This window comes from Variovorax sp. GW821-FHT10D07 (assembly GCF_059415325.1).
In genome coordinates, this window is record NZ_JBWKMZ010000003.1 from 781767 (window position 1) to 800470 (window position 18704).

Below are 18704 nucleotides of genomic sequence, written 5' to 3' on the forward strand. Positions count from 1 at the left end.
ACCAGTCGCATTCCGTCCTGTTCCGTTCAGTGCGATCCGTGGCCCCGACTTTCGCGTGGGGCCCGTTGCATCGAACTGGTAACTTAGGTGTTACGTATTCGTCAGCCAAATGGATTCACTGGATCCGGGGTTTCCCCAGGAAGTGTGAACTAGTGTGATTCTGAAGGGCCTTGTGGCCCCGGCCAGCGATGGCGGGTTGGCGATGAAACCCGAAGGATGTCGATAGTCGGCCGCTCAACCCGGCACGCGCTCGGCCGGCGCCGAACCCGCCCGGACCACGCCGCGCCCCGCGGTCTTGGCCGCATAGCAGGCCTCGTCGGCGGCGCGCAGCCACGCGTCCACGCTCAGCGTCTGCGGCGTGAGGCTGGCCACGCCGATGCTCGCGCCGATGCGCAGGTCCTCGGGCAGCGAGGGCATGGCGATCTCGGCGATCGAGGTCACGATGGCCTCGGCCACGCGCACCGCGTCGGCATGGCGGCAGCGTTCGAGCAGCAGCACGAATTCGTCGCCGCCCAGCCGCGCCGCGAGGTCGCCCGCGCGCACCCGTGAGGCGATGGCGCCCGCGGCCGCGCGCAGCATCGCGTCGCCGGTCAGGTGGCCGCCGGTGTCGTTCACGCGCTTGAAGTTGTCGAGGTCGATGAAGACCATCGCCGCCGGCATGGTGCCCGGCAGGCCCGCGATCAGCCGTTGCGCATGGGCCTCGAAGCGCTGGCGGTTGGCCAGCCCGGTCAGGCTGTCGTGCGCGGCCGACCACTCGAGCGCCGCGCGGGTGCGGCGCTGCTGGTCGATGTCGGTCAGGATCCAGATCGTGCCGAGCTCCATGCGCGCCGCGTCCACCGGCTTGCTGCGCAGCCGGGCCCAGAAGCGGCTGCCGTCGGCGCGCTGCACCTGGCATTCGCCCACGTAGGCCTGGTCGGCGCCGAAGGCCAGTGCCTCGAGCGCGGCCAGCGGGGTCTCGCCGGGCTCGGGCGGCACCAGCACCTTGCTGGTCAGCCGGCCCAGCAGGTCTTCGCGCGCGCAGTCCAGCAGCCGGCAGAGCTCGTCGCTCGCGAGGTCGAAGCGGCCATCGCGCACCAGCGCGATGCCGACCGGCGCCGCGCGCATCACCGAGCCGAGCTTGGCGATGCTTTCGCCGTTGAGCCGTTCGAGTTCGGCGCGCTGGATGCCCACGCGCCGCAGCACGTTGCCGAGCTGGCCGATCTCGCCGCCCGCGCGCGGCCAGCCGTCGGCCGCGCCCAGGCTGCCGTCGAACAGGTGCTGGGCGCGCCGCTCCAGCAGGCGCAGCGGCCGCAGCCCCCACCACAGCAGCGCGAACAGCGCGAACGCCAGCGGCGCGACGATCAGGCCGGCCCAGCGCAGCGACTGGGCGCGCGCGGTGGCGAAGGGCGCGGTCAGTTCGGACTGGGGCCGGGTGCGCCACACCATCCAGTCGGGCCCGGCCACGCCCGCGGCGCTGGCGATCTCGCCGGGCTGCGGCAGCGCCACGCCCGCGGGCTCCGCCGGGCTGTGCTCGGCGGTCCAGGCCTTGAAGGCCTGTCCCAGGCGCGGTTCGTCGGCGAGCGAGCTCATGATGCGGCGGCGGTCGGGATGCGCGAGCACGCGGCCATCGAGCGTGGTGACGACCAGCAGCGCGTTGTCGTCGCCGGCCTGCGGATCGACCAGGCCGTCGAGCAGGTCGCGGCTGGACAGCCGCAGCACGCCGCCGAACACCGCGTAGATGCCCGAGGCATTGCGCGCCGGCTGCGTGAACACCACGATCGGCTCGCCCGACAGCGGACCGTTCAGCGGCTCCGAGACGATCGCCCGGCCCTCGGCCAGGGTGCGGCGAAAGTAGCTGCGCTGGGTCAGCGGCAGCGCGGGCCGCGAGACGCCGTTCTCGGCATCGACCAGGATGCGCACCTCGCCGTCGGGCCGCGCGATGTAGAGCACGGTGAAGAGCCCGCGCAGGATCGGCTTGCTGTCCATGAAGCGCGCGAGCGCCACGGGGTCGTCGAGCGTGGCCTCGTCGAGCGATTCGGCGACCGACAGCAGCGCGCGCTGCAGCTGGACCACGCTGCGCGAGAGCAGGGCGGCGGTGCGGGCCGATTCGCCGAGTTCGCGCTGCTGCTGCGCGGCGAGCAGGTCGCGCTCGGCGATGCCCAGCAGCACGCTGGTGCTGAGCGCGATGCCCAGGGCCAGCGCCACGATGCCGCCCAGCGTGAGGCGGACCTTGAGCGATCCGAACACGCGCTCGAGGCGCCCGCGTGGCCGGCCGATCATCAGGTCATCCGTGCGGTCGGCCGCTGCGTCCGCGCTTGTCGAGGTACATCGCGGCATCGGCCAGGCGCAGCGCCTCCTCAGCCGTGGTGAAGCGCGGGTCGACGGACACCGCGCCCACGCTGGCGCCCTCGTAGCCGATCCGGACCGTGCCGAGATGGAAATCGCCGACCGTGGCCGCCGCCACGCGCTGGCCGAGCGCCTCGGCCGCGGCCGGCGACTCGCCGCCCGCGAGCGCAGGGCCCGGGCCGACCACCACGAACTCGTCGCCGCCGAGGCGGGCCAGCAGGTCGCCGGCACGCAGCGTGTCGTGCAGCCGGCGCGCGATCTCCACCAGGAAGTCGTCGCCGGTCTCGTGGCCGTGCAGGTCGTTGATCTTCTTGAAACCGTCGAGGTCGACGAAGGCCACCAGCACGCCGGTGCCGTCGCGCTGGCCCTGGGCCAGCATGCGGCGCAGGCCCTCGAGGAAGGCGCGCCGGTTCGGCAGGCCGGTCAGCGCGTCGGTCGCGGCATGGGTGGCGAGCTCGGCATTGGCGGCCGAGAGGCGCTGGAACAGCTGCTCGCGCTCGACCTGGTGGCCGATCAGCCGCGCGAACAGGCCCAGCACGTTGGTGGCGTTGGCCGGCAGCGGCTGGCGCTCGGCACTGGCCGCGCACAGCGTGCCGTAGAGGCCGCCGCTGTCGGTGCGCACCGGGGTGCTCACATAAGTCTGGATGCCGAGCTCGCGCGCGGCGTCGGAATCACCCCAGCATTCGGCGACGTTGTCGGTGTAGACACGGCCTTCGTCGAGGGCGCGCTTGCACAGGGTGTCGCCCCAGGGCACGGCGAGGCCCTCGGGAATCTGCAGCCGCCGCACGTTGCGCGCATACAGGATGTGCTGGAGCCCCTGCTCCAGGTCGATGCGCGTGAGGTAGGTCGACTCCAGGCCGGTCACGGCCTCGAGCATCTCGAGCATGGGACGGGTCAGGTCCTCGAGGGTCCTGGCCGACGATACGGAACTCGAAAGCTGGGTCAGCAATGTGTCCATGGGGTCCATTCTGCCGTTCAGACAGAAAAAAGAAACATTTGGTATTCAATTCACAAGAATCTGTGAACTTTTGTCGCGAAACTGGCCCGGCGGAGCGGGCCGCCGGGCGGGCCATTCAGGCCTCCAGGGCTTCCATCAGCTCGGTTTCGATCGCGGCCTGGGTGCGCTGGCCTTGCAATTCGGGACCGCTGATGAGGAAGCTGTCTTCCACGCGCTCGCCCAGGGTCGTGACCTTGGCGAGCTGCAGGTTCAGGTGGTGCCGTGCCAGCACGCGTGCCACCGAATAGAGCAGGCCGGCGCGGTCGCTGGCCGAGATGCTGAGCACCCAGCGCTGTGCCTTCTCGTCGGGCACCAGGCTGATGCGCGGCTTGATCGGGAAGCTGCGCACCCGGCGCGACACCCGGCCCATGCTCGGCAGCGGCAGGGCGCCGGCCTCGGTCAGGGTCTGCGCGAGCCCGGTCTCGACCATGTTGATCAGGTCGCGGTAGTGGTCGGGCAGGAAGGTGGTCACCACCTGGAAGGTGTCGAGCGCATAGCCGTTGCTCGTGGTGTGGACCTTGGCGTCGAGGATGCTGAACGAGGCCTGGTCGAAATAGCCGCAGATGCGCGCGAACAGGTCGGGCTGGTCGGGCGTGTAGACCACCACCTGCAGCCCTTCGCCCACCGGCGACAGATGCGCGCGCACCACCGGCGGCGCGGCCGGGTCGATCGGCACGTTCTTCGGCGGCACGAAGCGCGACAGCTGCATCGCGTGCCAGGCGATCTCGCTGGCGTCGTGGCGCATGAAATAGCCCACGTCGAGCGTGTCCCACAGCGCCTTGTGCGCCTCGAAGCGCTGGGCATGCAGCGCGAGCTGCACCAGCGCCTCGCGCTTGCGCGACTCGACCTCGGTGTCGGGATCGGGCATGCGCCCGCCGAGCGCGCGCAGGGTGTAGCGGTACAGGTCCTCGAGCAGCTTGCCCTTCCAGGCATTCCACACGCGCGGCGAGGTGCCGCGGATGTCGGCCACCGTCAGCAGGTAGAGCGCCGTGAGGTAGCGCTCGTTGCCCACGCGGCGCGCAAAGGCGCCGATCACCTCGGGGTCGCTCAGGTCCTGCTTCTGCGCCACCTGGCTCATCACCAGGTGCTCGGAGACCAGGAACTCGATCAGCTTCGAGTCTTCGCGCGAGATGCCGTGCTGCTTGCAGAAGCGCGCCACGTCGCGCGCGCCCAGCGTGGAGTGGTCGCCGCCGCGGCCCTTGGCGATGTCGTGGAACAGCGCGGCCACGTACAGCAGCCAGGGCTTGTCCCAGCCGGCCGCGAGCTGCGAGCAGAACGGGTACTCGTGGGCATGCTCGGCGATGAAGAAGCGCCGTACGTTGCGCAGCACCATCAGGATGTGCTGGTCGACCGTGTAGACGTGGAACAGGTCGTGCTGCATCTGCCCCACGATGCTGCGGAACACGCGCAGGTAGCGCCCCAGCACCGAGGTCTGGTTCATCAGCCGGAAGGCATGCGTGATGCCGTAGGGCTGCTGCAGCATCCGCATGAAGGTCTCGTGGTTCGCCGGATCGTTGCGGAACTTGCTGTCCATCACGTGGCGCGCGTTGTAGAGCGCGCGCAGCGTGCGCGCCGACAGGCCCTTCACGCCGATGGTCTTCTGGTAGAGCAGGAAGGTCTCGAGGATCGCGTGCGGCTCGCTCTCGTAGAGGTCGTCGCGCGCGATCTCGATCAGGCCGGCGCGCTCGAAGAAGCGCTCGTTGATCGGCGTCGGCAGCTCGTCGATCGGCTGCAGCCGCTCGGAGATGTTGAGCAGCAGGATCTGGTTGAGCTGCGAGACCGCCTTGGCGGCCCAGTAGTAGCGCCGCATCAGCGCCTCGCTCGACTTGCGCTGCGATTCGCTCACGTAGCCGAAGCTCGCGGCCACGGCGGTCTGCAGGTCGAACACCAGCCGGTCCTCGCGCCGGTTGGCGATCACGTGCAGCCGGGCGCGGATCAGCGACAGCAGCGCCTCGTTGCGCTTGATCTGCTGCGCCTCGAAGGGCGTGGCCAGGCCGTTGCGCGCCAGGTCGTCCCAGCGGCTGCCGAAGCCCGCGGCCTTGGCGACCCAGAGGATGGTCTGCAGGTCGCGCAGGCCGCCGGGCGATTCCTTGCAGTTGGGCTCGAGCGCGTAGGGCGTGTTGTCGAACTTCTGGTGCCGGTGCCGCATCTCCTGCGACTTGGCGATGAAGAAGGCCTGCGGGTCGATCACCGTGCCGAAGCGCTTGCGGAAGGTGGCGAACAGCTTCTTGTCGCCCACGATCAGCCGCGCCTCGAGCAGCGAGGTCTGGACCGTGACGTCCTTCTCGGCCTCGGCCAGGCATTCCTCGATGGTGCGCACGCTCGAGCCGATCTCCAGGCCGGCATCCCAGCACTGGCCGATGAAGGCTTCGAGACGTGCCGGCTCGACCGCCTGCTCGCCGCCCTCGGGCGGCAGCAGCAGCAGCACGTCGACGTCGGAATAGGGGAACAGCTCGCCGCGCCCGTAGCCGCCGACCGCCACCAGCGCCAGGCCGTCGCCGAACTCGGCGTCCTGCCACAGCGTCTGCAGGCTCTCGTCGGCCAGCGCCGCGAGCTGGCGCAGGACCGTGTGCACGCTGCGCGTGGGCGCGCGCGCGAAGCGCAGGGTTTCGAAAAGGGCGAGCTTCTTCGCGCGGTAGGCTTCGCGCAGCGTCGCGACGTCGTGTCGGGCGGCTTCGATCATGGCGGTGGGGTGGCGCGGCCGGCCGCGCGGCTCATGTCTTGATGGCGCTCACGAAGGAAGGCAGCGGCGGGCTGCCCTCGGACAGGGTCAGCACCTCGTAGCCCGTTTCGGTGACCAGCACCGTGTGTTCCCACTGGGCCGAGAGCGAATGGTCGCGCGTGACGATGGTCCAGCCGTCGTACTGGCCGCCCTTGAAGTCTTCCTTCACCTCGCGCTTGCCGGCATTGATCATCGGCTCGATGGTGAAGATCATGCCGGGCTTGAGCTCCTCCATGGTGCCCGGGCGGCCGTAGTGCAGCACCTGCGGTTCTTCATGGAAACGCTGGCCCACGCCGTGACCGCAGAACTCGCGCACCACCGAGAAGCCCTGGCCCTCGGCGAACTTCTGGATCGCGTGGCCCACGTCGCCCAGGTGGGCGCCGGGGCGCACCTGCAGGATGCCGTGCCACATGGCCTCGAAGGTGATGTGGCACAGGCGCTTGGCCGCGATCGAGGCATCGCCCACGACGTACATGCGGGAGTTGTCGCCGAACCAGCCGTCCTTGATGACGGTGACGTCGACATTCATGATGTCGCCCTTCTTCAGGGGCTTGTCGTTCGGGATGCCGTGGCACACCACGTGGTTGACCGAGGTGCACAGCGACTTGGGGAAGGGGACGCTGCTGGCGCCCATGTAGCCCACCGTGGCCGAGGTGGTGCCCTGCTTGACCATGTACTCGGCGGCCAGGCGGTCGACATCGTTGGTCGTGATGCCGGGCTTGATGAAGGGCGTGAGGTAGTCCAGCACCTCGGACGCGAGGCGGCAGGCGACGCGCATGGCAGCGATGCCCGCGGCGTCTTTGTAGGTAATGCTCATGCATGGAATTATCCCATCCGGGCGAAGAAATCAGCGCCCGAACGGGCTCTGGCCGGCCGCCCGGGCGAGGCTTTCGCCATGACCTAAAATTCGCGTCCTGCGCGGACGGCCCCAGTCAGCGGCCGCCCGCCCACGGATTTCCAGACCTCTCCAAAGCCCAACGCGGCCCCAAGGCCCCACCCATCGTGACGCAGTCCGCTTCCGTTTCCACAGCCCTTCCCGTCGTAACCATCTTCGAGGGCGGCAGCGCACTCAGCGAATTCCGCGCGCGGCAGCTCCTGCCGAAGCTCCAGGCCGTCGATCCGCGCATCGAGGGCATCGCCGCGCGCTTCGTGCACCTGGTGGTGACCGACGGCGCGCTCGACGCCGCGGGCCGCGAGCGCTTCGAGGCGCTGCTGAGCTACGGCGAGCCCTTCGAGGCGCCGGCGGCCAAGGCCTCGGCGGCGGTGGTCGTCACGCCGCGCCTGGGCACCGTGTCGCCGTGGGCCTCCAAGGCCACCGACATCGCCCACAACTGCGGCCTGGCGCTGCGCCGGGTCGAGCGCGTCACCCAATACCACCTGAAGCTCAAGGCGCCGCTGCTGGGCAAGGCGCCGGTGCTCGAGGGCGAGGCGCTGGCCGCCGCGGCCGGCCCGCTGCACGACCGCATGACCGAATCGGTGCTCGCCACGGTCGACCAGGCCGCCAGCCTGTTCAGCGAACTGCCGGCCCAGCCCATGGCCACGGTCGACGTGCTGGCCCAGGGCCGCGCGGCACTGGAAGCCGCCAACACCGGCTTCGGCCTGGCGCTGGCCGAGGACGAGATCGACTACCTGGTCGATGCCTTCACCAGGCTGGGCCGCAACCCCAGCGACGTCGAGCTGATGATGTTCGCGCAGGCCAACAGCGAGCACTGCCGCCACAAGATCTTCAACGCCGACTTCACCATCGACGGCGCGGCGCAGCCGCAGAGCCTGTTCTCGATGATCCGGCACACCGAGCGCCAGAACCCCCAGCACACGGTGATCGCCTATGCCGACAACGCCTCGGTGATGGAAGGCGGCGAGGTCGAGCGCTTCATCCCGCGCGGCGCCGATGCCGCGGGCACGCCGGCCTACACCAAGGACACGGCGCTGACCCACGTGCTGATGAAGGTCGAGACCCACAACCACCCGACGGCGATCTCGCCGTTCCCGGGCGCCTCGACCGGCGCCGGCGGCGAGATTCGCGACGAGGGCGCGACCGGCCGCGGCTCCAAGCCCAAGGCCGGCCTGACCGGCTTCACGGTCTCGAAGCTCTGGCCCGAGGACGGCCACTACGGCAAGCCCGAGCACATCGCGAGCCCGCTGCAGATCATGACCGAGGGCCCGCTGGGCGGCGCCGCCTTCAACAACGAGTTCGGCCGGCCCAACCTGCTGGGCTACTTCCGCGAGTACGAGCAGGCCCTGGCGAGCGACCTCGATACCGTGCAGCGCGGCTACCACAAGCCGATCATGATCGCCGGCGGCCTCGGCAGCATCGACGCCACGCAGACCAAGAAGATCCGCTTCCCGGCCGGCTCGCTGCTGATCCAGCTCGGCGGCCCGGGCATGCGCATCGGCATGGGCGGCAGCGCCGCCAGCTCGATGGCCACCGGCGCCAACGCGGCCGAGCTCGACTTCGACTCGGTGCAGCGCGGCAACCCCGAGATCGAGCGCCGCGCGCAGGAGGTCATCAACCACTGCTGGCAGCAGGGCGCGGCCAACCCGATCCTCGCGATCCACGACGTGGGCGCGGGCGGCTTGAGCAATGCCTTCCCCGAACTGACCAACGACGCCGGCCGCGGTGCGCGCTTCGACCTGCGCGCGGTGCCGCTCGAGGAATCGGGCATGGCGCCGAAGGAGATCTGGTGCAACGAGAGCCAGGAGCGCTACGTGCTGGCGATCGCGCCCGAGTCGCTCGAACAGTTCAAGGCCTTCTGCGAACGCGAGCGCTGCCCCTTCGCGGTGGTCGGCGTGGCGACCGAGGAACGCCAGCTGCTGGTGGCCGACGAGGGCGCCGCGCTGCAGCCGGTCGACATGCCGATGGACGTGCTGCTCGGCAAGCCGCCCAAGATGCACCGCGACGTGCAGTCGGTGGCACGCAGCTTCCAGCCGCTCGACCTCACGGGCGTCGACCTGCAGAAGGCGGCGATCGACGTGCTGTCGCACCCGACCGTCGCCTCCAAGCGCTTCCTGATCACCATCGGCGACCGCACCGTGGGCGGCCTGAGCCATCGCGACCAGATGGTCGGCCCGTGGCAGGTGCCGGTGGCCGACTGCGCCGTGACCCTGGCCGACTACCGGGGCTTCGCGGGCGAGGCGATGAGCATGGGCGAGCGCACGCCGCTGGCCGCCTACGACGCGCCCGCTTCGGGCCGCATGGCGGTGGCCGAGGCGATCACCAACCTGCTGTCGGCGCCGATCGAGCTGTCGCGCGTCAAGCTGTCGGCCAACTGGATGGCTGCCTGCGGCGAGCCCGGCGAGGACGCCGCGCTCTACGCCACGGTCAAGGCCGTCGGCCTCGAGCTCTGCCCGGCGCTCGGCATCTCGATTCCGGTCGGCAAGGATTCGCTGTCGATGCGCACGCAGTGGAAGGAGGGCGGCGAGACGAAGAAGGTGACCTCGCCGGTCAGCCTGATCGTGAGCGCCTTCGCCTCGCTCGACGACGTGCGCGGCACGCTCACGCCGCAGCTCGACGCCAATGAGGAGGACAGCACGCTGGTGCTGGTCGACCTCGGCCGCGGCCAGCACCGCATGGCCGGCAGCATCCTGGCGCAGACGCTGGGCCAGAGCGGCGACACCGTGCCCGATCTCGACGATCCGGCGCAACTGGTGGCGCTGGTCAATGCCGTCAATGCGCTGCGCGCCGACGGCAAACTGCTCGCCATGCACGACCGCAGCGACGGCGGCCTGTTCGCCGCGGCCTGCGAGATGGCCTTCGCGGGCCATGTGGGCGTGGCGCTCAACGTCGACATGCTGGTCACCGAAGGCGACGGCATCTCCGACAGCCGCATGGAGACCGGCGACGCCAAGAACTGGGCGCAGCAGGTCAGCGCGCGGCGCGAGGAGCTCACGCTCAAGGCGCTGTTCAACGAGGAGCTCGGCATGCTGCTGCAGGTGCGCACCGCCGAGCGCAACGAGGTCATGCAGGTGCTGCGCGCCCATGGCCTGAGCACCCACAGCCATTTCGTCGGCAAGACCCGGCCCGCGAGCTCGGCCATCGAGGCCGGCAAGGGCAAGCTCGAGGTGTGGCGCGATGCCAAGTCGGTGTTCAGCGCCAGCCTGCACGACCTGCACCAGGTCTGGGACTCGGTGAGCTGGAAGATCGCGCGCGAGCGCGACAACCCGGCCTGTGCCGATGCCGAGCACGCGGCGGCCGGCGAGCCCGCCGACCCGGGCCTCCACTGGCACCTGCCGGCCGGCGCCGAGCCCGCCGCACCCGCGGTGCTGGCTTCGCGGCCCAAGGTCGCGATCCTGCGCGAGCAGGGCGTGAACTCGCACGTCGAGATGGCCTATGCCTTCAACGAGGCCGGCTTCGAGGCCTTCGACGTCCACATGACCGACCTGCAGTCGGGCCGCGCGCGGCTCGCCGACTTCAAGGGCGTGGTGGCCTGCGGCGGCTTCAGTTACGGCGACACGCTGGGCGCCGGCATCGGCTGGGCCCGCAGCATCACCTTCAACCCGCGCCTGGCCGACGAGTTCAAGCGCTTCTTCGGCCGCGCCGACACCTTCGGCCTCGGCGTGTGCAACGGCTGCCAGATGTTCGCCGAGCTGGCCGACATCATCCCGGGCGCCGAGGCCTGGCCGCGCTTCACCACCAACCAGAGCGAGCGCTTCGAGGCCCGCCTGTCGATGGTCGAGGTGCTCGATTCGCCGAGCCTGTTCTTCGCGGGCATGGCCGGCACGCGGCTGCCGATCGCGGTCGCGCACGGCGAGGGCTATGCCAACTTCAAGCACCGCGGCGATGCCTCGAAGGCCATCGCGGCCATGCGCTTCGTCGACAACCACGGCCAGCCCACCGAGCAGTACCCGTTCAACCCGAACGGCAGCGCGGGCGGCCTGACCTCGGTGACCACGGCCGACGGTCGCTTCACCGCCGTGATGCCGCACCCCGAGCGCGTGTTCCGCAACATCCAGATGAGCTGGACCGGCGGCGACGCGAGCGCGCACAGCCCCTGGATGCGCATCTGGCGCAACGCCCGCCGTTGGGTGGGCTGATCGCCGACGGCAAGGGTCCAAATCCGGCAGGGCCGGTGGGGCCTTTGATGGCCGCTTGCGCCACCGGACCGGTAGACTCGGCCGCATGCTGCGCACTTCCGCTTCCACGCTGACCGCACCGGCCCTGCCGGGCGCGCTCGCGCGTGGCCGGCGCCGCGCGGCGCGGATGACGGCGCTCAAGCGCCGATCGCCCTGGCATTCCTGAGCCCGGCGATCCTTCCTCCTCCCTTTCTTCTTTCGCGCACCTCCTGATCGCCGGGCCTCCTCCAAGCCCGCGCGCCGGCGCGTCCGTTCTGTCCCGCTCCCTCGATGGAGCCCGCGGCACGCCTTCACTTCATCAGGAGCCATCCATGCAAGCCACCGCCTCTTTCACGCGACTCGAACGAACCCTCACCCAGCTCGACCACGCACGCCTGCACAAGCTCGCCGCGCATGCGCTGCAGACGCGCGGCGCGACCGATCCGATCGCACAGGCCCTCGAGGAGATGCTCGACTGCAGCGAGATCGTGGCGCCGCAGGACGCGTCGCCCGACCTGGTCACGATGAACTCGCGCGTCGAGCTCGAGGACCCCGCGAACGGCGAGCGCTACACGATCACGCTGTGCTATCCGCGCGATGCCAAGCCTTCCGAGGGCGAGGTCTCGGTGATGTCGCCGGTGGGCGCGAGCCTGCTGGGCGCGCGCGTGGGGCAACTGGTGGAATGGACCACGCCGGCCGGCGTGCACGGTTCGGCGCGCGTGGCCGCGCTGCAGTTCCAGCCCGAAGCGGCGGGCGAATACCTGCGCTGAAGCGCGGTCGGGCGCGCAGGCGCCGTGGCCTCTGATTCATATTTCGATGTTATTAATTCATATGACATCTAAATTTCCCCAATTACTGGTGGTGCGATGCAATGGCGCTCCGAGTCATGAAGGGAGCAGGGATATGAAAAAAGAGGAAATGGTGACCGAGGTCCGACGGTCGCTTGCCGGGTCGTCGCGCGGACCGAGGCGCCGGGACTGGCTGCAAGGCGCTGCAGCGTTTGCCGGCCATGCGCTCTGGGGTTCCGCGGCGGCCCAGACCGGATTTCCATCCAGTCCGGTCAAGCTGGTCGTGCCCTTCGGGCCGGCAACCGGGCCGGACATCCTGGGACGGGTGGTCGGGCAGAAGCTGGCCGAGAAATGGGCGCAGCCCGTGGTGGTCGAGAATCGGTCGGGTGCCAGCTCGATGATCGGCACCAAGTACCTGGCTGCGGCGACGCCCGATGGGCATCATCTGCTGGTAACGGCCAACACGCTGGTTCTCAACAAGAGCCTGCGTCCCGAGGCCCCCTACGACCCGGTCAAGGACCTGCAGCCCATCGCTCCCCTTGCCATCGGGCGCCTGGCGCTCGTGGCGCATCCGAGCCTCGGGGCGAACAACCTGCAAGAACTGGTCCGATTGGCCAGGGCCGCGCCGGGCGCCATCGACTACGGCTCGCCCGCCAACGGAACGCCGCATCATCTGACGATGGAACTGCTCAAGCAAAGCCTGGGCATCAGCCTCACGCACATCCCGTACACGAACACGCCCGGGGTCGTGAAGGGCCTGATCGGTGGCACGGTCAAGCTCGGCTTTCTGCCGATCCATGTCGCATTGCCGCATGTGCGATCCGGCCGGCTGGCAATGCTGGCGGCGGGAGGCAGGCAGCGCGCCGATGCCACGCCCGAAGTGCCGTCGCTGGCCGAGGCCAGCGGCGTGAAGGATATCGACGGCGACATCTGGTATGGGATGTACGCACCCGTGGGCGTGCCGGCGGATCGGGTCCAGCGCATTCATGCGGATGTGAATGCCGTGCTGACCACGCCGGAAATGAAGCAGCTGTTCGACCAGCAGGGGTTGTCTGTGCTTTCCGGCAGTCCGCAGGAGCTGGCGGACCTGACGCGCAAGGATCTGGCCCGATGGACCCGGGTCGTGCGCGTCGCCAACCTGAAGGCGGATTGAGATGAACACCACGCTCGAGGTGCACAAGCTGCTGACGGACGACGGTGTCACCGTCCAGGTCGCCTGGATTCCTCCCAGGGCACCGGACCTGCCGGTTCTTCTGTGGACGCACGGTGTGGGCAGCAGCTTCACCTTGTCGGGACTCTGGACGGTCTGCCAGCATCTCGCGAGCCAGGGGTGGGGAGTGGCTTTCATCAACAACCGCGGCCACGACTGGGTTGCGCTGAACCCTGGCGATCGACGCTGGATCGGCGCAGCCTTCGAACGTTTCGAGGACTGCGTGCTGGATTTCCAGGCCGCGCTGCGATGGCTGCGCGAGCGTGGCTGTCGCCGCATCGTGATCGGCGGCCACAGCCTCGGTGGCCTCAAGGCGGCATATACCCAGGCCTTCCATCCGGTCGATGAGGTGATCGCGCTCGCCATGCTGTCCTCGCCGCGCCTGCCTGACGAGCAGGTCTGGGATTGGCCCGCGCATGAGCGCTTGCTGGCGTATTGCGGCGATCGGATCGCCGAAGGGCGGGGCGAGGAACTCATGCACATCGACATGCCCACCAGCACGCCGGCGGCGAAGGGCGTGATGTGCCATCGGACCTACGTCAACAAGTACGGCCCCGACGCCGCGACGACGGCGTTGCGTTTCGCCGACCGCATTCGCGTGCCCACGCTGTTGCTGGCGGGCGAACTGGAGCGGCCGCAGCTTTCCTTCTCGGTGGACATGGAGCGCGCCCTCGTCCATGCACCCGCGGTCCGGCGCATCGCGGTCGAGGGCTGCGACCACATCTACACCGGCTCGCACGCGCGGGTGGCCGGCGATGTGCAGGGCTGGCTATCGGGTCTGGTTTAGCGCAACCATCGTGCCGCCCGCGCCGCGCAGCAGCGTTGCGGGCGTGGTGCCGTAGGCGCTCTTGAAGGCGCGCGAGAAATGCGAGAGGTCGCTGAAGCCGCACTGGTAGGCGGCCTGCGTGACCTGCTGCACGCGGCCCTCGGACAGGATGTGGAAGCTCTGCTCGAGTCGGCGCTTCCACAAGTGGTGCATCACGGTCGTGCCATGGGCCGCGAACACGCGCGTGAGCGTGCGCGGCGAGACATGCGCGGCCTCGGCCACGCCGGCCATCGACAGGCCGGTGTCGTCCAGGTGGGCGTCGATGTAGCGCACGGCCTTCTCGTAGATCGAGCCGTGGCGCGTGGCTGCGGCGGCGCCCTCGGCCACGTCCTGCAGTTCCATCGCGGCGCTCAGCGTGTCGAGGAAGGCCGCGGCGAAGCGCGCCTGCGCGGCCAGCGCCGAGTCGCGCGCCTCGAAGCGCAGCGCCTCCTCGGCCATGCCGTGCAGCAGCCCGGCCAGCGAGCTGCCGTCGGCGATCTTGAGCGCCATCATGTGCTCGGCCTTCGGGAAGCGCGACAGCAGCTGCTGGCGCGGAAAGCGCACCAGCAGCAGCGATTCGGGCGCGAGCTCGTGCACGAAGGGCCGTGCCGCGTCGTACAGCACGATGTCGCCGGCCGAGGCGCGCAGCGTGCGGCCCTGCTGCGCCATGTTGGCCTGGCCGCGCTGGAAGAAGGCGGCCACGATGTCGTCGTCGGGCGCGACGCGCGCGAGCTGGTCGGTGCGGATGAAGGTGTGCGGCTTCGACTGCATGCGGCACACCGTGAGGCTGCCGAGCTGCTGGCCCGAGAGGCAGCCGTCGAAGTCGCGTGCGAATTCGCCGCGCGCCGGTATCAGGCGCCGGCACACCGATTCGCGCCAGAACTCGGTCTTGTGCCGCGGCGCGAGCGCCTCGGTCGAGTGGTAGAAGCCCATGGTCGACACCCTCCGCGCCGATGGCGCGCCGCGGATTCTTGCAAGAAACAAGCCCAAAGAAAAACGGCCCGAAGGCCGTTTTGCATGGGGGAGGGCGGGCAGGGCGCGCCGCTTACTCGATCTTCGCCTTGGCGCGCAGGTCTTCCTGGTACTTCTGCAGGCGCTGCTGCTGCAGCTGCTGCGTGATCTGCGGCTTGATGTCCTCGATCTTCGGCAGCTGGGCCTGGCGGATGTCGTCGACGCGGATGATGTGCCAGCCGAACTGGGTCTTGATCGGCGCCGGCGTGGTCTCGCCCTTCTTGAGCTTGATCATCGCTTCCGAGAACTCGGGCACGAAGTTGGCGGGGTTGGCCCAGTCGAGGTCGCCGCCGTTGGCGCCCGATCCGGGGTCCTTGCTCTGCTTCTTGGCGATGTCTTCGAATTTGCCGCCCTTCTTCAGGTCGGCCATGATCTTCTTGGCCTGGTCCTCGGTCTCGACCAGGATGTGGCGCGCCTTGTATTCCTTGCCGCCGTTGGCCGCGACGAACTTGTCGTACTCGGCCTTCACGTCGGCGTCCGAGACCGGGTTGGTCTTGCGGTAGTTCTCGAACAGGGCACGGATCAGGATCGCCTGGCGGGCGAGCTCGAGCTGGTTCTTGTAGTCCTCGGTGGCGTCGAGGCCCTGCTTCTGCGCTTCCTGCATGAACACTTCGCGCGCCACGATTTCCTCGCGCAGCTGGCCTTGCATCTCGGGCGTGACCGGGCGGCCGGCCGCGGCCAATTGCTGGGCCAGCGCGTCCATGCGTGCCTTGGGCACCGCCTTGCCGTTGACGATGGCTGCGTTCTGCGCCAGGGCAGCCATGGGAACGGCACCAAGCAGCGCTGCGGCCGCGACGGCCTGCAAGATTTGTTTTTTCATGGATTGAATGTCAGGCTGAGAAATGCGCGTTGGATGAAAGTGCGCGTGGAGGAAACCGGAGCAAAGACACAGGGGAGGGAGCGCCGCCGCGGAGAACCGGGCCCGGCAGCCGGAGGCTGGCGGTGGATGGACGACTCAGAGCACCTCGATGGCGATGGCGTGCAGACCCTGTGCGATGAAAAGTTGGAGGGCATCATACACAAGCCGATGACGCGCCACGCGTGGCTTTCCCTCGAACAGCCGGGAGGCGATGCGCACGCGGAAATGGGTGCCGAATCCCTCGGCATTGGCCCCCGCGTGGCCTGCGTGCGCGGCGCTCTCGTCGATGACTTCGAGCGCCGTCGGCTGCAGTGCGGCGCGCAGCGCGGCCTCGAGGGCGGCCACGGTCGGTAGCGGATGCGAAGCGGTGGTGCTGCTCATGCTCAGGCGGCCGGCTTGTCGTCGCCGCTCTTGAGGTGCGGCGAGATGTACAGGCCCTGCGCCACCAGGAACACGATCGGGAACACGTAGCCCCAGAGCTTGAAGTTGACCCAGGCCTCGGTCGTGAAATAGGCCGCGACGTAGCCGTTGATGGCGGCCATGAACAGGCAGTAGCCGATCCACGCGATGTTCAGCCGCATCCAGATGCGGTCGGGCAACTCGAGCTGCGAGCCCAGCAGCATCTTGAGGAAGTTCTTGCGGAAGGCCCACAGGGCCACGGCCAGCGCCACCGCCATCGCGCCGTACAGCACGGTCGGCTTCCACTTGATGAAGCGGTCGTCGTGCAGCACCAGCGTGAGCGTGCCGAACAGCAGGATCAGCACCAGCGTGGCCTTCTGCATCGCCTGCAGCTTGCGTTCCATTGCATAGATGATCGCCATCTGCACCACCGTGGCGGCCATCAGCACGCCGGTGGCGGTGTAGATGTCGGCGAGCTTGTAGGCCCCGAAGAACAGCAGGATCGGGAAGAAGTCGAGGATCAGTTTCATGCAGTCGGATGGTGGCGGGGCCGGAAGAAAAAGGAGAAGGCGCCGCTCAGGGCTTCTTCTGGAAGTCGAGCGAGGCCGAGTTCATGCAGTAGCGCAGGCCGGTCTCGGTCGGTCCGTCGGGGAAGACGTGGCCCAGGTGCGCGCCGCAATTGGCGCAGACATTCTCGGTGCGCACCATGCCGTGCGAGCGGTCGACGATGTTGCGGATCGCGCCCGGCACGGCTTCCTCCGAGAAGCTGGGCCAGCCGCAGCCGGCGTCGAACTTGGTGGCGGACTCGAACAGCTTGGCGCCGCAGCAGACGCAGTGATAGGTGCCGTCGTCCCAGTGGGCTTCGTACTTGCCGGTGAAGGGGCGCTCGGTCGCCGCATGGCGGGTCACCTCGAAGGCGGCCGGCTCGGCACCCTTTTCGGCGAGCAGCGCTTTCCATTCGGCATCGGTTTTCTGGACGGGTGTGTTCATGATGAGCAGCTGATTTCGATCGTGGAAGCCCAGTCGGGCGGGAACCCGGCATACGCCTGCGCGCCGGGATGTTCTTCAAATGGGGATTCCAGCAGGGCCAGCAAGGTCGCCACGCCCGAGAAGTCCTTGCGGCCAGCCGCTTCGATGGCCTGCTGGCCCAGGTGGTTCCGCAGCACGTATTCCGGATTGCTGCGCAGCATCAGTTCGGCCGCCTGCTCGCGCGGGGTGTGGGCATGGCGCTCCAGAAACAATAGCAGCCAGGCGTCGAAGCCGGCGCGGTCGATGAACAGTTCGCGCACCGGCTCGATGTTGCCGTCGGCCCGGTAGCGGGCCAGGCGGCGCCAGAAGATCGTGTAGTCGGTCTTTTCGGCCGCCAGCAGCTTGAGCACGCCCTCGATCAGCGCGCGGTCGCCGTCGGCCGCATCGGCGAGGCCGAGCTTGGCGCGCATGCGGTTCTCGAAGGCGTTCGGGAACGCGGCCTTGTACGACTCGAGCGCGGCCAGCGCGAGCTCCTGGTCCTCGATCAGTGGCAGCAGGGCCTGGCCGAGGCAGAACAGGTTCCAGTAGGCCACGTTGGGCTGCTGGTTGAAGGCATAGCGCCCGCCGGTGTCGCTGTGGTTACAGATGTGGCGCGGATCGAAGCCGTCGAGGAACTGGAACGGCCCGTAGTCGATGGTGAGCCCGAGGATGCTCATGTTGTCGGTGTTCATCACGCCATGGCAGAAGCCCACGGCCTGCCAGTGCGCCAGCAGGGTGGCGGTGCGTTCGCTCACGGCCTCGAGCAGCGCCGCATAGGGGTTGCCGCCGAAGCGCTCGTTGTGGCGGCAGGCCGGGTAGTAGCGGTCGATCACGTAGTCGGCCAGCGCGCGCAGTTCCTCGTGCTGCTGGTTCGCCGCGAAGTGCTCGAAATGGCCGAAGCGGATGAAGCTCGGTGCCACCCGCGTCACCACCGCGGCGGTCTCGATCTCCTCGCGGCGCACGCGCGCGTCCGAGCCGGTCACGCACAGCGCGCGCGTGGTCGGGATGCCCAGGCCGTGCATGGCTTCGCTGCAGAGGAACTCGCGGATGCTCGAGCGCAGCACGGCGCGGCCGTCGCCCATGCGCGAATAGGGCGTGCGGCCCGCGCCCTTGAGCTGGATCTCGAGGCCGTCCGCGGTCTCTCCGAGCAGGATCGCGCGCCCGTCGCCGAGCTGGCCGGCCCAGACGCCGAACTGGTGGCCGCTGTAGACGCTGGCCAGCGGCCGCGCGCCCTCGAGCGGGATGTTGCCGCTCAGCGCCTCGAGCAGCGCGTCGCTGCGCCAGCCTTCGGGCAGGCCCAGCTCGCGCGCGACCTGTTCACTGTGGCCGACCCAGTAGGGCGGCGTGGGCGAACTCAGCGGGGTGGGGCGCAGCTCGGTGTAGAAGCGCGGTCCGAGCGTGGAGAAGCCGGTGGTGGCCCAGCCCAGGCCCAGATCGGCGCTCCCGGGCCGGGTTTCGGTCGACGTGGGGCGGTTCTCTTCGGCAAGCAGGCTCGTGGGCGTCATGCCCCGATTGTCCGGCAGAGCGC

General features: G+C 69.2%; 14 protein-coding genes. 4 read left to right on the forward strand and 10 right to left on the reverse strand.

The genetic code is table 11. The features are described from left to right. Positions 1 to 234 precede the first annotated feature (234 nt). The 4 genes from AC07PU_RS14050 to map form a co-directional block, all read right to left on the reverse strand. Positions 235 to 2259 carry a sensor domain-containing diguanylate cyclase gene (locus AC07PU_RS14050; protein WP_495318185.1) on the reverse strand — a complete coding sequence of 675 codons (2025 nt, stop codon included), beginning with the start codon at positions 2257 to 2259 and terminating at the stop codon, positions 235 to 237. Positions 2260 to 2263: 4 nt separating this feature from the next. Next, a complete protein-coding gene (locus tag AC07PU_RS14055) occupies positions 2264 to 3283 on the reverse strand; it encodes a GGDEF domain-containing protein (RefSeq protein WP_495318187.1) in 1020 nt (339 codons plus the stop codon). 115 nt (positions 3284 to 3398) lie between these two features. After that, complete coding sequence (locus tag AC07PU_RS14060) at positions 3399 to 6005, reverse strand: [protein-PII] uridylyltransferase (RefSeq protein ID WP_093342114.1); 2607 nt, start codon at positions 6003 to 6005, stop codon at positions 3399 to 3401. 31 nt (positions 6006 to 6036) lie between these two features. Next, on the reverse strand, positions 6037 to 6861 hold the full coding sequence (gene map / locus AC07PU_RS14065) for a type I methionyl aminopeptidase (RefSeq protein WP_093342112.1): 825 nt from the start codon (positions 6859 to 6861) through the stop codon (positions 6037 to 6039). A gap of 185 nt (positions 6862 to 7046) precedes the next feature. Between map and purL the strand changes: the two genes are divergently transcribed. From purL to AC07PU_RS14085, 4 genes are all read left to right on the forward strand, one after another. After that, positions 7047 to 11078, forward strand: a complete 4032-nt coding sequence (purL, locus tag AC07PU_RS14070; RefSeq protein ID WP_495318190.1) for a phosphoribosylformylglycinamidine synthase — start codon at positions 7047 to 7049, stop codon at positions 11076 to 11078. Between the two features lie 350 nt (positions 11079 to 11428). Continuing rightward, a complete protein-coding gene (rnk, locus tag AC07PU_RS14075; protein ID WP_296799774.1) occupies positions 11429 to 11866 on the forward strand; it encodes a nucleoside diphosphate kinase regulator in 438 nt (145 codons plus the stop codon). Positions 11867 to 11999: 133 nt separating this feature from the next. After that, a complete protein-coding gene (locus AC07PU_RS14080; RefSeq protein WP_296782768.1) occupies positions 12000 to 13037 on the forward strand; it encodes a Bug family tripartite tricarboxylate transporter substrate binding protein in 1038 nt (345 codons plus the stop codon). A gap of 1 nt (position 13038) precedes the next feature. After that, positions 13039 to 13881, forward strand: coding sequence for an alpha/beta hydrolase (locus AC07PU_RS14085; protein WP_495318192.1), 843 nt, complete (start codon positions 13039 to 13041; stop codon positions 13879 to 13881). On the opposite strand, the gene AC07PU_RS14090 is transcribed toward AC07PU_RS14085, so the two are convergent. The 6 genes from AC07PU_RS14090 to AC07PU_RS14115 all read right to left on the reverse strand — a co-directional run bounded on the left by AC07PU_RS14090 (position 13864) and on the right by AC07PU_RS14115 (position 18681). Continuing rightward, positions 13864 to 14832, reverse strand: coding sequence for a helix-turn-helix domain-containing protein (locus tag AC07PU_RS14090; protein ID WP_495318194.1), 969 nt, complete (start codon positions 14830 to 14832; stop codon positions 13864 to 13866). The two genes, AC07PU_RS14085 and AC07PU_RS14090, sit on opposite strands and share 18 nt — an antisense overlap. A 112-nt stretch (positions 14833 to 14944) precedes the next feature. Beyond that, complete coding sequence (locus AC07PU_RS14095; protein ID WP_208509384.1) at positions 14945 to 15730, reverse strand: peptidylprolyl isomerase; 786 nt, start codon at positions 15728 to 15730, stop codon at positions 14945 to 14947. Positions 15731 to 15865: 135 nt separating this feature from the next. Further along, positions 15866 to 16150, reverse strand: coding sequence for a BolA family protein (locus AC07PU_RS14100; RefSeq protein ID WP_495318196.1), 285 nt, complete (start codon positions 16148 to 16150; stop codon positions 15866 to 15868). A gap of 2 nt (positions 16151 to 16152) precedes the next feature. Continuing rightward, positions 16153 to 16698 carry a septation protein A gene (locus tag AC07PU_RS14105; RefSeq protein ID WP_093342103.1) on the reverse strand — a complete coding sequence of 182 codons (546 nt, stop codon included), beginning with the start codon at positions 16696 to 16698 and terminating at the stop codon, positions 16153 to 16155. Between the two features lie 46 nt (positions 16699 to 16744). After that, complete coding sequence (gene msrB, locus AC07PU_RS14110) at positions 16745 to 17158, reverse strand: peptide-methionine (R)-S-oxide reductase MsrB (protein WP_057597047.1); 414 nt, start codon at positions 17156 to 17158, stop codon at positions 16745 to 16747. Next, positions 17155 to 18681 (reverse strand): protein adenylyltransferase SelO, encoded by a 1527-nt coding sequence (locus tag AC07PU_RS14115; protein WP_490875525.1) that lies wholly within the window; start codon positions 18679 to 18681, stop codon positions 17155 to 17157. Before AC07PU_RS14115 ends, msrB begins: the two co-directional genes overlap by 4 nt. Positions 18682 to 18704: the final 23 nt, after the last annotated feature.

Excerpts from the sequence above, each read along its gene's own strand:
- AC07PU_RS14050 (WP_495318185.1), bottom strand. The coding sequence starts at position 2,259 with ATGATCGGCCGGCCACGCGGGCGCCTCGAGCGCGTGTTCGGATCGCTC.
- AC07PU_RS14055 (WP_495318187.1), bottom strand. The coding sequence starts at position 3,283 with ATGGACACATTGCTGACCCAGCTTTCGAGTTCCGTATCGTCGGCCAGG.
- AC07PU_RS14060 (WP_093342114.1), bottom strand. The coding sequence starts at position 6,005 with ATGATCGAAGCCGCCCGACACGACGTCGCGACGCTGCGCGAAGCCTAC.
- map (WP_093342112.1), bottom strand. The coding sequence starts at position 6,861 with ATGAGCATTACCTACAAAGACGCCGCGGGCATCGCTGCCATGCGCGTC.
- rnk (WP_296799774.1), top strand. The coding sequence starts at position 11,429 with ATGCAAGCCACCGCCTCTTTCACGCGACTCGAACGAACCCTCACCCAG.
- AC07PU_RS14080 (WP_296782768.1), top strand. The coding sequence starts at position 12,000 with ATGAAAAAAGAGGAAATGGTGACCGAGGTCCGACGGTCGCTTGCCGGG.
- AC07PU_RS14085 (WP_495318192.1), top strand. The coding sequence starts at position 13,039 with ATGAACACCACGCTCGAGGTGCACAAGCTGCTGACGGACGACGGTGTC.
- AC07PU_RS14090 (WP_495318194.1), bottom strand. The coding sequence starts at position 14,832 with ATGGGCTTCTACCACTCGACCGAGGCGCTCGCGCCGCGGCACAAGACC.
- AC07PU_RS14095 (WP_208509384.1), bottom strand. The coding sequence starts at position 15,730 with ATGAAAAAACAAATCTTGCAGGCCGTCGCGGCCGCAGCGCTGCTTGGT.
- AC07PU_RS14100 (WP_495318196.1), bottom strand. The coding sequence starts at position 16,150 with ATGAGCAGCACCACCGCTTCGCATCCGCTACCGACCGTGGCCGCCCTC.
- AC07PU_RS14105 (WP_093342103.1), bottom strand. The coding sequence starts at position 16,698 with ATGAAACTGATCCTCGACTTCTTCCCGATCCTGCTGTTCTTCGGGGCC.
- msrB (WP_057597047.1), bottom strand. The coding sequence starts at position 17,158 with ATGAACACACCCGTCCAGAAAACCGATGCCGAATGGAAAGCGCTGCTC.
- AC07PU_RS14115 (WP_490875525.1), bottom strand. The coding sequence starts at position 18,681 with ATGACGCCCACGAGCCTGCTTGCCGAAGAGAACCGCCCCACGTCGACC.